This is a genomic window from Intrasporangium oryzae NRRL B-24470 (assembly GCF_000576595.1).
GTDB lineage: Bacteria > Actinomycetota > Actinomycetes > Actinomycetales > Dermatophilaceae > Intrasporangium_C > Intrasporangium_C oryzae.
In genome coordinates, this window is the sequence record NZ_AWSA01000048.1 from 1 (window position 1) to 12,118 (window position 12,118).

General features: G+C 72.4%; 13 protein-coding genes. 5 read left to right on the forward strand and 8 right to left on the reverse strand.

Features of this window, described 5'->3' with window-relative positions:
* Window positions 1-262: 262 nt before the first annotated feature.
* Genes N865_RS17400 through N865_RS17410 form a run of 3 tightly spaced genes read right to left on the reverse strand, consistent with a single transcriptional unit; the run spans window position 263 to window position 1,612 of the window.
* Window positions 263-514 carry a hypothetical protein gene (locus N865_RS17400; RefSeq protein WP_034808694.1) on the reverse strand — a complete coding sequence of 84 codons (252 nt, stop codon included), beginning with the start codon at window positions 512-514 and terminating at the stop codon, window positions 263-265.
* Window positions 515-518: 4 nt separating this feature from the next.
* The gene (locus N865_RS17405; protein ID WP_034808696.1) at window positions 519-926 is read right to left on the reverse strand and encodes an ankyrin repeat domain-containing protein; all 408 of its coding nucleotides are present in this window, start codon (window positions 924-926) and stop codon (window positions 519-521) included.
* Window positions 923-1,612 carry a ceramidase domain-containing protein gene (locus N865_RS17410; RefSeq protein WP_034808697.1) on the reverse strand — a complete coding sequence of 230 codons (690 nt, stop codon included), beginning with the start codon at window positions 1,610-1,612 and terminating at the stop codon, window positions 923-925. Before N865_RS17410 ends, N865_RS17405 begins: the two co-directional genes overlap by 4 nt.
* 37 nt (window positions 1,613-1,649) lie before the next feature.
* On the opposite strand from N865_RS17410, the gene tpx reads away from it, so the two are divergent.
* Window positions 1,650-2,144 carry a thiol peroxidase gene (tpx, locus tag N865_RS17415; protein ID WP_034808699.1) on the forward strand — a complete coding sequence of 165 codons (495 nt, stop codon included), beginning with the start codon at window positions 1,650-1,652 and terminating at the stop codon, window positions 2,142-2,144.
* Here the strand turns inward: tpx and N865_RS17420 are convergent.
* Window positions 2,114-3,400: an MFS transporter gene (locus N865_RS17420; protein ID WP_051510893.1), complete on the reverse strand. Its 1,287-nt coding sequence runs from the start codon at window positions 3,398-3,400 to the stop codon at window positions 2,114-2,116. The genes tpx and N865_RS17420 overlap by 31 nt on opposite strands.
* 103 nt (window positions 3,401-3,503) lie before the next feature.
* Between N865_RS17420 and N865_RS17425 the strand changes: the two genes are divergently transcribed.
* Entirely contained in the window at window positions 3,504-4,016 is a 513-nt protein-coding gene (locus tag N865_RS17425) for a MarR family winged helix-turn-helix transcriptional regulator (RefSeq protein WP_034808701.1), read from the forward strand.
* 21 nt (window positions 4,017-4,037) lie between these two features.
* On the opposite strand, the gene glpK is transcribed toward N865_RS17425, so the two are convergent.
* Window positions 4,038-5,564: a glycerol kinase GlpK gene (glpK, locus tag N865_RS17430; RefSeq protein ID WP_034808703.1), complete on the reverse strand. Its 1,527-nt coding sequence runs from the start codon at window positions 5,562-5,564 to the stop codon at window positions 4,038-4,040.
* A 97-nt stretch (window positions 5,565-5,661) separates the two neighbouring features.
* Between glpK and N865_RS17435 the strand changes: the two genes are divergently transcribed.
* The 3 genes from N865_RS17435 to N865_RS17445 all read left to right on the forward strand — a co-directional run bounded on the left by N865_RS17435 (window position 5,662) and on the right by N865_RS17445 (window position 9,676).
* A complete protein-coding gene (locus N865_RS17435) occupies window positions 5,662-7,383 on the forward strand; it encodes a glycerol-3-phosphate dehydrogenase/oxidase (RefSeq protein WP_034808705.1) in 1,722 nt (573 codons plus the stop codon).
* Window positions 7,384-7,428: 45 nt separating this feature from the next.
* Window positions 7,429-8,649 carry a hypothetical protein gene (locus N865_RS17440; RefSeq protein ID WP_034808707.1) on the forward strand — a complete coding sequence of 407 codons (1,221 nt, stop codon included), beginning with the start codon at window positions 7,429-7,431 and terminating at the stop codon, window positions 8,647-8,649.
* Between the two features lie 94 nt (window positions 8,650-8,743).
* On the forward strand, window positions 8,744-9,676 hold the full coding sequence (locus N865_RS17445) for a carbohydrate kinase family protein (RefSeq protein ID WP_034808737.1): 933 nt from the start codon (window positions 8,744-8,746) through the stop codon (window positions 9,674-9,676).
* Window positions 9,677-9,704: 28 nt separating this feature from the next.
* Here N865_RS17445 and N865_RS17450 read toward each other — a convergent pair whose 3' ends face one another.
* From N865_RS17450 to N865_RS17460, 3 genes are all read right to left on the reverse strand, one after another.
* Window positions 9,705-10,127 carry a VOC family protein gene (locus N865_RS17450; protein WP_034808710.1) on the reverse strand — a complete coding sequence of 141 codons (423 nt, stop codon included), beginning with the start codon at window positions 10,125-10,127 and terminating at the stop codon, window positions 9,705-9,707.
* A gap of 184 nt (window positions 10,128-10,311) precedes the next feature.
* Complete coding sequence (locus tag N865_RS17455) at window positions 10,312-11,184, reverse strand: DNA-formamidopyrimidine glycosylase family protein (RefSeq protein WP_034808712.1); 873 nt, start codon at window positions 11,182-11,184, stop codon at window positions 10,312-10,314.
* Between the two features lie 63 nt (window positions 11,185-11,247).
* Window positions 11,248-12,084 carry a 2-oxo acid dehydrogenase subunit E2 gene (locus tag N865_RS17460; RefSeq protein WP_084328340.1) on the reverse strand — a complete coding sequence of 279 codons (837 nt, stop codon included), beginning with the start codon at window positions 12,082-12,084 and terminating at the stop codon, window positions 11,248-11,250.
* Window positions 12,085-12,118: the final 34 nt, after the last annotated feature.

A 12,118-nucleotide genomic window follows, 5' to 3' on the forward strand; every position in this document is an offset into this window, starting at 1 on the left:
CCGCAGCCGCGGCCGGAGGCGCCGCGACGGCCGCGGTCGGGGCCACGACCCCGCCGCCGACGCCGAGTCCGATGCCGAGCAGGCTCGCGAGCCCTGCGACCAGGAGCGACCGAGCCGCGCGGGGGCGACCCGGCCGAGATGTGCGCCCCTCGTACGGGGAGTCGACCGGCATGGTCACATCACATCACGACGGGTCGGGTCTTCGTCACGGGCGCCCACAGCCCCCGACGACCCGCGGGTGGAGCGCAGCGCAGGAGTGGTCTCAGTCGCGTTGGAGGCGTCGCTCGAGCCAGTACGAGACGGCGATGCAGACGACGAGGACGAGGACCGGCGGGAGGAACCGCGCCGCCCCCTCGAGCCGGAGCCAGTCGTACGGCGCCGTCGTGAAGCCGAAGAAGTCGAACCCGAGCAGGTAGCGCAGGATCGGGATCACGCCGAACACGAGGCCGACCAGGCCGACGACGTTGATGACGAAGCGCTGCCCGGCGCCGCTGCTCTGCTGCGGATCGGCCACGCGCTCAGTCCAGCCCGGTCTGGAGGAGGTGTTCCCGGCCGAACAGCTCGGCGGCCGCTCGGGCGCTCGGCGTTCCGGCGTCGAGGTCGGCACCGGCGGCGACGAGGCGGCGCACGATGCCCTCCTCGCCCTTGAAGAGCGCTCCGGCGAGGGCCGACTGGTCACGGCTGTTGCGCAGGTCGACGTCAGCGCCACGGGCGATGAGCGCGTCGACCGTCTCGGCGTTCCCGCGGTAGGCGGCGAGCATGAGCAGGGTGTTGCCGTCGTGGTCGGCGGCGTCGACGGGCAGCCCGTGGTCGACGAACTCGAGCAGCTCGGCGGTGCGCCCTTCGCGGGCGAGGTCCATCGCGACGGCGACGACGCGTTCCTGCTGTTCGGGGGTGAGCGCCGGGCCGGGTCCTGTCTCGATCATGGGCCCAACCTACGGGGCCCGCTCCCGGTCGCGGCATAGTGTCGGGCGAGGCACCAGCCGGCGACGGCCCCGAGGACGTGCCAGGCGGCGTGTCCCTGCAGCGCGCTCGTCGGGTCGCAGAGCGTCCCGCTCTGGTCGAGGAGCCAGAGGACGTATGCCGCTGACAGCAGTCCCAGCCCGAGCCACAGCCAGCGGGTCGGCTGGGACGACCCGGGCACCCTCTGGGTGCGCAGGACCTCGAGGACGATGCCGGGGAGCAGCACGGCGGCGAAGACCCAGCGCCGCGACTCGGGCCACACCCAGAGCACGACGCCGAGCGCGACGAAGAGGCCGCCTGCGCCCGCGAACGCGGCAGCAGGGCGGACCCAGCCGAGGCGGATGAGGCCGCCGGCGAGCAGGGTGCACCCGACGGCATACATCGGCAGCACGTCGACGAACTCGCCCCACAGCGTGAGCGTCGCGTGGAAGGCGAAGCTGCCCAGTCCGACTGCGGTGAGGGCGATCCCGAGCGCGACGGTGAGTCGACGCTCGGGGGCCGCCGGGGGCCGGACGGTCGCGAGGACGACGGCCCCTGCCACGACGAAGGCGAGCGATGACCAGGCGTTCGCGGGCTGGGCGAGGCCGGTCTGGCGCACCGCCTCGCAGAAGCACCGCGTCGTCAGGCACGTCGCGCCGTCGGCCGTCATGGGTGCGACGGTAGCCCCACCGTGCTAGAAACCGTCCATGGCGATGACCTCACTCGGCGGCTACCCGGTCCACACCGCCGGCGACCTGCCCGCGGTCGGTTCGACTGCTCCCGACTTCACCCTGACCGGCCCCAACCTCAAGGACGACGTGACGCGGCCGGAGGGCCGGCGGGTGGTCCTCAACATCTTCCCGAGCGTCGAGACGGGCGTCTGCAGCGCGAGCGTCCGGCGCTTCAACCAGCTCGCGGCCGGCCTCGAGAACACGACGGTCATCTGCGTATCCCAGGACCTTCCGTTCGCCCTCGGCAACTTCTGCGCTGCCGAGGGGATCGACGATGTCGTGGCGGCCTCGAGCTTCCGGTCGAGCTTCGGCGAGGACTACGGCGTGATGCTGCTCGACGGCGCGTTCCGCGGCCTGCTCGCCCGGTCCGTCATCGTCCTCGACGGCGACGGGAGGGTCATCCACCAGGAGCTCGTCCCGAGCATGGACGACGAGCCCGACTACGACGCGGCGGTCGCGGCGCTCGGCTGAGGGCTCACGTCCTCGCTCGCGGCAGCCGGCTCGGGGCCGGCGACGCCTGCGCCGGCTCCACCGCGGGTGAAGGCGCGCGTCGACCGGGCCAGCAGCGGGGCGCAGCCCGCGACGAGCATCCAGACGGCGATGACCGCCATGACGGTCGTGGTGCTGAACGCCTCACCGACCGAGCCGGCGAGGACGTTGCCCACGGGCAGGGCGACGAACGAGATGAGGATGTCCCACGACACGACGCGGGCGAGCCGGTCGTGCGGGATGCCGTCCTGCAGCGCCGTGTCCCAGCCGACGGCGAAGAACATCATCCCGACGTTGGCGACGAGCGCGAGCGCGAGGATCCCGAGGAGCGTGCCGGGCCAGGCGAAGGCGAGCGGGAAGAGCGGGAAGATCCCGAGGGCGACGAAGGCCCAGAGCAGGGTCCGTCGCGGCTGGACGCGCATTGCGAGCGCTCCACCGAGGATGCCGCCGACCCCCTGGGCGGCCGTGATGAGGCCGAGCGCGTGCGCGCCGCCGAGGTCGCGGACGGCGGTGACCTCGACGAGGACGACGAGGATCCCCGTCGCGATGTGGAAGAACCCGGCGGCGACGAGCCCGGTCCAGAGCCAGGTGTGCGCCCTGATCTCGGCGAGCCCCTCACCCGTCTCGGCCCACATGGAGCGCCGCTCGGCCCGGCGGTCGGCCCGGGCGCGGACCAGCGAGACGCAGACGGCGGACCAGACGAAGCTCGCGGCGTTGATGCCGAACCCGACGACGGGGCCGAGTCCGGCCACGACGACGCCGGCGAGCACCGGGCCGGCGATCTGCGCCGCCGACTGGAGGAAGCTGACCACCGCGTTGGCGCTCTGACGCTCCTCCGCCGGGACGACGAGCGGCCGGAGCGAGACGAAGGCGGGGAAGAAGAAGGCACCTGCACCCGAGGCCACGGCCGCGAGGGCCGCGAGCAGCGCGACCGGCGGGTTGCCGAGGGCGAAGGCGACCGCCATCCCGAGTGCCGCGACTGCTCGCACCGAGTCGGCGGCGACCATGATGCGGTGCGGTGAGAGCCGGTCGGCCCACACGCCGCCGAAGAGCGTGCAGACAAGCCGCGCGACGACGCCCGCGGCGAGGATCGTGCCGAGCTCGCGCGCCCCGCCGCCGCCGAGCACGACGGCGACGGAGAGCGCGATCGGGTTGAAGGCGTCTCCGACCCAGGACAGCCCCTGGCCGATGAGCAGGAGCCGCATGTCACGGAGGCGCAGGACCGTGGTGGTGGACATGGGTCGAATATAGTTAGAGATCTAACTGTCAGTCAACGAAGTATTCGCGGGTAAACGGTCAGATTCCTGATCGTCGCTGGTGATGCGCTGCGAGGATGAGGCCATGACCCAACCGGAGCAGGACTCCGTCGACCGCCACGTCGCGCGGTGGACCGCCGTCACCGAGGGGATGAACCCCGAGGTCGAGGGGGCCACGACCCGGATGCAGGCCATCACGCGGCACCTGAAACGCGAGATGCACGCGAGCTTCACCGACCGGGACGACACGCTCGAGGACTACATGACCCTCCATGCGCTCCTCGTGCAGCACTTCCCCGAGGAGGCGACACCGGCCCAGCTCGCGGACGACTGCCACGTCACCCGTGCCGCGATGACGTCACGGCTCGACCGGCTCGTCGAGCGCGGTCACGTCACGCGCGAGGTCGACCCGCTCGACCGCAGGCGCATCATCGTCAGGCCCACGGCGTCGGGGCGTGCCCTCTGGGAAGGTGGCCTGCGCGAGGGGATCGAGCGCGAGAAGGCCACCTTCAGCCCCCTGACCGATCGCGAGCTCATCCAGCTGAACGCCCTGCTGCGCAAGGTGGTCCGCCACCTCGAGTCCCAGGACCCCGCCTAGCGCGGGTCGCCGGAGGCCCGCTCAGGGGGTGTCGGCGTCGACCCAGTCGAGGGTGCGCTGCACGGCCTTCTTCCACGTGCGGAAGAGGCGCTCGCGCTCCTCGACCGGCATCTGCGGTGACCACCGCTTGTCCTCGCCCCAGTTCGCACGGATCTCGTCGGGAGAGGACCAGTACCCGACAGCCAGCCCAGCGGCATACGCCGCCCCGAGCGCGGTGGTCTCGATGACCTCGGGACGCACCACGTCGACGCCGAGGATGTCGGCCTGGAACTGCATGAGCGTCTCGTTGACGACCATCCCGCCGTCGACGCGCAGCTCCGTCAGCGGAACGCCGGAGTCGGCGTTCATCGCATCGAGGACCTCGCGCGTCTGGAAGGCCGTCGCCTCGAGCGCCGCCCGCGCGACGTGGCCCTTGTTGACGAAGCGGGTCAGCCCGACGAGCGCGCCGCGCGCATCCGGCCGCCAGTACGGGGCGAAGAGGCCGGAGAAGGCGGGGACGAAGTAGGCGCCGCCGTTGTCGTCGACCGTCGCGGCGAGCGCCTCGACGTCCTTCGCCGAGTCGATGATGCCCAGGTTGTCGCGCAGCCACTGGATGAGCGAGCCGGTCACGGCGATCGAGCCCTCGAGCGCATAGACGGGCTTCGCGTCGCCGAGCTGGTAGCAGACCGTCGTGATGAGGCCGTTGCGCGAGCGGACGATCTCCTCGCCGGTGTTGAGGAGCATGAAGTTGCCGGTGCCGTAGGTGTTCTTGGCCGTGCCCGCCTCGAGGCAGGCCTGCCCGAACGTCGCCGCGTGCTGGTCACCGAGGATCCCGGCGACCGGGACCCCGATGAGGATGCCGGGCTGGCAGGTGCCGTAGGCCTCCGACGACGAGCGGATCTCGGGGAGCATCGACAGCGGGATGCCCATCTCGGCCGCGACGTCCTCGGCCCAGCTCAGCGTGCGCAGGTCCATGAGCAGCGTGCGGGAGGCGTTCGTGACGTCGGTGACGTGGACGCCGCCGTCGGTCGCGCCGCCCGTGAGGTTCCACAGCAGCCAGGTGTCGATGGTGCCGAAGACGAGGTCACCCGCCTCGGCCCGCTCGCGCGCCCACTCGACGTTGTCGAGGATCCAGCGGACCTTGGGGCCGGCGAAGTAGGTGGCGAGCGGCAGCCCGGTCCGGTCGGCGAAGCGCTCCGGGCCCTCGTCGCCCGCGAGCGCGTCGCAGATCGCCTGCGTGCGGGTGTCCTGCCAGACGATGGCGTTGTATGCCGGCTCGCCCGTCGTGCGGTCCCAGACGACCGTCGTCTCCCGCTGGTTCGTGATGCCGACCGCGGCCACATGGGTCGCGTTGAGGTTGGCCTTGGCGAGCGCGCCGCCGACGACGACCCGGGTGTTCTCCCAGATCTCGACCGGGTCGTGCTCGACCCAGCCGGCGCGGGGGAAGATCTGGCGGTGCTCGAGCTGGTCGACGGCGACGACGCGCCCGCTCCGGTCGAACACCATCGCACGGGTGCTCGTCGTTCCCTGGTCGATCGCGACGACGTGGCTGCGCTGCTCTGTCGGCATGGTGGAACCGTACCGACCGCACGCCCGGTGGACGACCCCGTCGCCACACGCGGACTCTCGTTAGAGTGAATGTCCGGCCCAGACCGAGGGAGTAGCGATGACCGTTCCTGTGCGCCTCGACCCCGCATACCGCGCCGACGCGTGGGAGCGCGTCGGGACGAAGCAGTTCGACGTGCTCGTCGTGGGCGGCGGCGTCACCGGAGCGGGGGTCGCCCTCGACGCCGCCACCCGCGGCCTGTCGACAGCCCTCGTCGAGCAGCGCGACTTCGGCTCGGGCACGTCGTCTCGGTCCTCGAAGCTCTTCCACGGCGGGCTGCGCTACCTCGAGCAGATGAACTTCGACCTCGTCCGCGAGGCCCTCAAGGAGCGCGAGCTCATGCTGAGCCGCATCGCGCCCCACCTCGTCAAGCCGGTGTCGTTCCTCTACCCGCTGACCAACCGCGGGTGGGAGCGGCCCTACGTCACCGCCGGGCTCACCCTCTACGACACGATGGGCGGTGCCCGCTCGGTCCCTCGTCACAAGCAGCTGACCCGGACCGGCGCGCTCAAGATCGCCCCGGCCCTCAAGCGCGAGTCGCTCGCCGGCGCCCTGCTCTACTACGACGCGCAGGCCGACGACGCCCGCCACACGCTGACCACGGTCCGCACGGCAGCGGCATACGGCGCGACCGTGCTCTCCTCGGCCCGGGTGGTCGACCTGCTCCGCGCGGGCGAGCGGGTCGTCGGCGCCGTCGTCGAGGACGTCGAGACCGGCCGGCGGACCGACGTCCGCGCCTCCGTCGTCATCAACTGCACCGGCGTGTGGACCGACGACATCCAGACGATGGCCGGCGGGCGCGGGCGCTTCCACGTCCGGGCGAGCAAGGGCGTGCACATCGTCGTCGCCCGCGACCGGATCAACTCCGAGACCGGCCTCATCCTGCGCACCGAGAAGTCCGTGCTCTTCGTCATCCCGTGGGGCACCCACTGGATCATCGGCACGACCGACACCGACTGGGACCTCGACCGCGCCCACCCGGCCGCGACCCGCGCCGACATCGACTACATCCTCGAGCACATCAACACCGTGCTGAAGGTGCCGCTCACGCACGACGACATCCAGGGCGTCTACGCCGGCCTGCGCCCGCTCCTCTCCGGCGAGAGCGAGGACACGAGCCAGCTCTCCCGCGAGCACGCCGTCGCCCGACCCCAGCCCGGCCTCATCTCGATCGCGGGCGGGAAGTACACGACCTACCGCGTCATGGCGGCCGATGCCGTCGACGCCGCGCGGGCCGACATCGGCGGCGACGTCAACGACAGCGTCACCGAGTTCATCCCGCTCCTCGGTGCGGAGGGCTACGTCGCCCTCGTCAACCAGGTCGACCGGCTCGCGCGCCACCAGGACCTCCCGGTCTGGCGGATGACACACCTGCTCGAGCGCTACGGCTCCCTCGTCCACGAGCTCTTCGCGCTCGCCGAGGGCGACCGCTCGCTCCTCGAGCCGATCCCCGGCGCGGAGGAGTACCTCAAGGTCGAGGCGCTGTATGCCGCGACGCACGAGGGTGCGCTCCACCTCGACGACCTCCTGACGCGTCGCACCCGGATCTCCATCGAGACCCCGAGCCGCGGGGTCGACAGCGCCGAGGCCGTCGCCGCGCTCGTCGCACCGGTCCTCGGGTGGGACGAGGCGCGCGTGGCCGACGAGATCGCCGGGTACCAGGCCCGGGTCGCGGCCGAGCGCGACTCCCAGAAGGAGCTGGCCGACTCCGAGGCCAACGCCGAGCGGCTCAGCGCGCCGGACGCCCGCCGCATCCCCGTCAGCCGGGCCGGAGCGCTCTGAGCGCTCAGGGACGCCGAGGCCGCGATCCGTTCCTAGACTGAGCCGGTGAGGACCCGACGCCCGCTCATCGCCGTCGCGGCACTGCTGACCGCGCTCACCGCCGCGTGCGGCACCGGCGGGCCCAACCCGGCGGCGCAGGCGCGACTCGACGGCACCCACGCGATGTCGGGGGCCGGTTCGGTGGGCGCGACGACCCACGGTTCCGGCACGGCCGGCCACACCGGCGCGGCCACGCCGTCAGTCGCCCCGGCCGCGCTCCGCGCCGGCGAGACGATGCGCACGGTCACGATGGCCGCGCCCTACACGCCGAAGGCCCCCTCGACCGGCACCGACGACTACCGGTGCTTCCTGCTCGACCCCGGCATCACCGCCGACTCGTTCGTCACGGGGTTCGACGTCCAGCCCGGCCAGCCGGCGGAGGTCCACCACGTCATCCTCTATCGCGTCAACCCCGACAAGGTCGCCGCGGCGCGCGCCAAGGACGCGGCCGCCCCGGGCGACGGCTGGACCTGCTTCGGCGGCACGGGCATCGAGTCGCAGGGCGCGACCCTCGCGGACGCCCCCTGGGTCGGCGCCTGGGCGCCAGGCGGCCACGAGCGGCTCCTGCCGCCCGACATCGGAATCCCGCTCGCCACGGGGTCGCAGCTCATCCTGCAGGTCCACTACAACCTGCTGCGCGGCTCGACGCCCGACCGGACCGCGGTGCGGCTGCGCCTGTCGGCCTCCTCGAAGCTCTCCCCCCTCGAGACGATGCTCTTCCCCGCGCCGGTCGAGCTGCCCTGTCGCCCCGGCCACACCGGCGCGCTCTGCGACCGGGACAAGGCCATCTGGGACGTCGCCACCCGGTTCGGCCGGCAGGCGTCCTTCACGGTCGCCGGGCTGCTCCTGCTCTGTGGCGAGGACAAACCCCACCCCGGTCCCACCCAGTCGTGCACCCGCACCGTCGGCGAGGCGGCGACGGTCCGCACGGTCGCCGGGCACATGCACCTGCTCGGCTCGAGCCTGCGCATCGTGCTCAACGAGGGCACCGCGAGAGCCAGGGCCCTCCTCGACATCGCCCAGTGGAACTTCGACAACCAGGGCAGCATCTCGATCCCCGCGACGACGATCCGCCCGGGCGACACGATCACCGTCAGCTGCACCCACGACCAGTCGTGGCGCGACCGGCTTCCCGGCCTCAAGGGCATCCCCGAGCGCTACGTCGTCTGGGGCGAGGGGACGACCGACGAGATGTGCCTCGGCATCCTCGGCGTGACGAAACCCTGACCGAGGCGGCCTCCTCGCCGGAGGGTCCGACAGATCCTGAGATCGCGGGCCGGCCGGTGCTGCGCCGCGTCGTGGCGTGGTGCAGGCTGTGCCGGTGACGAACTCGCTTGCCGCCGCCCCCTCCTGTGACGTCCTCGTCGTCGGCGGTGCCGGCGTCGACACCATCGTGCGCGTTCCGGCGCTGCCCGTGCCGATGGCCGACTCGTACCTCGTGCCGCACATCGACGCCTTCGTCGGCCACACCGGCACGGGCGTCGCCCTGGGCTGCCACCGGCTCGGCATGGCGACCCGCTTCGTCGACGTGATCGGCGACGACCACGAGGGGCGGATGGTCCTCGACCGGTGCGCGGCGGAGGGCCTGCGCTTCGACCACGTCGTCCACGAGAGCGGGACCCGCCGGTCCGTCAACCTCGTGGACCCGGAGGGGCGGCGGCTCTCGTTCTACGACGCGCGCCACCCGCACGACCTCGTGCCCGACTCCTCGCTCTGGCGCGAGCCGCTCGCGGGCGCCCGCCACGTCCACGCGTCGATCATGGCGTGGACGATCCACGCCCTCACCGACGCGACCGAGGCGGGACTCACGACGTCGACCGACCTGCACGACTGGGACGGCGCCAACGACTACCACCGCACCTTCGCGTATGCCGCTGACCTCGTCTTCGTGTCAGGCTCGCGCCTCGACGGGGTGGAGCACGACGTCGTCGCCAACATCTTGGCCCAGGGCCGCGCCCGTCTCGTCATCGTCATGGACGGCGCGCGGGGCAGCCGGGTCACGGTCCGTGACGGCGCGACGTTCGAGGTGCCGGCGGTCGACATCCCCGGACGGTCGATCGTCGACAGCAACGGGGCGGGCGACAGCTACGTCGCGGCGTTCCTCCGCACGTGGCTCCGCGGGGGCGACGCCCGGGCGGCAGCCCTCGCCGGCGCGGTTGGCGGGGCCTGGGCGTGCGGCACGGCCGGGACGCACACGAGCTTCATCGACGCCCACGAGCTGGAGGCCCAGCTCGCTCGACGCCGCCGGTCCTGACCGCGGCGTCGAGCCTGATGGGTCGGGCCTACGCCGTGCCCTGGACAGGGCGGGGCGTGCCGATGTTGATCATCCAGCTGATGCCGAACCGGTCGGTGCACTGGCCGAACTCGTCGCCCCACACCTGCTTCTCCAACGGCATTGTGACAGTGCCGCCGTCGGAGAGCTTGGTCCAGTAGTCCCGCAGGGCCTCGTCGTCGCCGCTCAGGCTGAGGGTGACGGTGTTGCCGGGCTGGTAGGGCATCTCGTCGGGCGTGTCGGCGGCCATGAGTCGCAGGCCGCTGTCGGTCTCGAGGACCGCGTGCATGACCTTGTCGGCGTTCGGGCCGGCCTGCCCGAACTCGCCGAAGGTGCTGATGTCGAGCCGCCCTGCGAACACGTCCCGATAGAACTCCATGGCCTCGCGGGCGTTGTCCTTGAAGCTGACGTAGGGATTGAGGTAGGTCGTCATCTCGGTCTCCTCCTGCTTCGTTGATGGGTATCTCTCACCGTAGGACCGACAGCCGACACTCCGACCCGCAACGTCGTCCCGACTCGGGGGAGCCCGCCCCACAGGGCGCACCAGTCCCACGAGCCACCGGGCGGCCGTCGGTCGGCCCCCAACCCGGCCCAGCGGCATACGGACGGGAGGTCGGTCAGCGGGCCGGCCGGGAACCGCGCGCGGAGCGACTCCCCGACCCGAGGGGGCGCTGCGGGCGGCCGTCGTCGGTCGGGCCGACGCCGCCCTGGCAGCCGGGGCAGTAGAACATCGTCCGGTCCTGCGGCGGTCGGCCGATCATCGCCACCCGGACCGTGGCACCGCAGCGGCGGCAGGGCCGTCCGCTCCGCGCGTGGACGTAGTGCGTCTCGTCGGAGCGGTAGGACCCGGTGCTGCTCTGGACGACGTTGGCCCGCCCCCGGTCGATGAGGCGGTGAGCGCGGTCGACCACGGCCTCGACGCGCTCGCGGCCGAGCTCGGCCACGGGTGTCCACGGCGGGACGCGTTCGAGGAAAAGGGTCTCGGCGCACCACATCGTGCCGACGCCGGCGAGGTTGCGCTGGTCGAGCAGGGCCGAGCCGATGACGTCGCCGGAGCCGAGGAGGTTGTCGGCGGCCCGCGCAGGGTCCCAGTCGGGGCCGAGCACGTCAGGGCCGAGGTGTCCCACGAGCTCGCCCTCGCGGCTCGTCGGCACGAGGTCGAGCATGCCGAGTCGCAGGCCGAGGGCGGTCCAGTCGGCCGCAGCGACGAGGGCGCGCAGTCCGGGGTTGGCGCGCCAGCCGGCCTTCAGCGTCGGCGTCGCCTCGATGCGCCACTGCCCCTCCATCCGCAGGTGCGAGTGGAGCGTCAGACCGCCCTCGATCCGGTGGAGGAGGTGCTTGCCGCGGCTCACGACCTCGAGCGTCGACCGGCCGGTGAGGTCCGCCGTCGAGATCTCGGGCCAGCGCAGGTCGGACTCGACGATCGGCTTGCCCGCGAGCGCCTCGTCGAGCCGCGTCGCGGTGCGCCAGACGGTATCCCCCTCGGGCATGCGCGTTCCTCTCGCCGGCGTCATGGCCCTGCGGCCGTGTCACCAGTCTGCAACGGACGGCGCTCAGGAGGGCTGCTCGGGAGGATCGTCGAAGACGGCTGCCGTCTCCACCAGGTCGCGCAGCGTCTCGACGAACCGGGCCGCAGGCGCGCCGTCGACGACGGCGTGGTCGAACGTCAGGGTCAGCGGCAGCAGGGGCCGTGCGACGACGCGCCCCTCGTGGACGGCCGGCCGCTCGACGATGCCGCCCACGGTGGCGATCACCGTCAACGGCGCGAGCGGGATGGCCCAGCCCCAGCCGCGCGAGAACATCCCGATCGACGTGACCCCGACAGCGGGTCCGAAGGTGGCCGCCACGCCGGGCCTCGTCGCCGCCATCCGGATCGCGGTGCGCCGGAGCGGCCCCGGCAGCCGCAGCAGCGGCGCGGTGACTCCCGTCGCGCGGTGCGGCTGGCCGGGACCGTACTTCGTGCGATGGAGCAGATCCGAGATCTCGGCACACGACTTCCGGTCGGCATCGCGGATCTCGAGGATGTCGAGGACCGTGCGGCCCTCCCAGTGGCGCTCGACGGTCGCCCCGATGTCGACCCGGTCGAAGAGGAGGATGCGGTTGCCGGCGCGGCGGGCATTGACCTCGGGGTGCAGGGCGACCGCCCGAGCCATGGTCGCGACGATGAACCCCGTCCACGAGACCCGCGGCTCCGCGTCGACGATCCGGGCTTGAGGTCGCGTCACGTCGAGCTCGACGAGCGCGTGGATCTGGAAGCGCCGGCTGGCCCCGACGAGTCGGTCGAGCACCGGCTGGCGCTCTCGCGGGATCGGTCGCACGACGTAGCCCGCTCCCCCGCCGGGGGTCTCGTGCACGCGGAAATCGGCATCCCTGGGCGTGGTCCGTGCCATCGACCTCACCTTCCCCTCTCTGTCGGCGACTCCG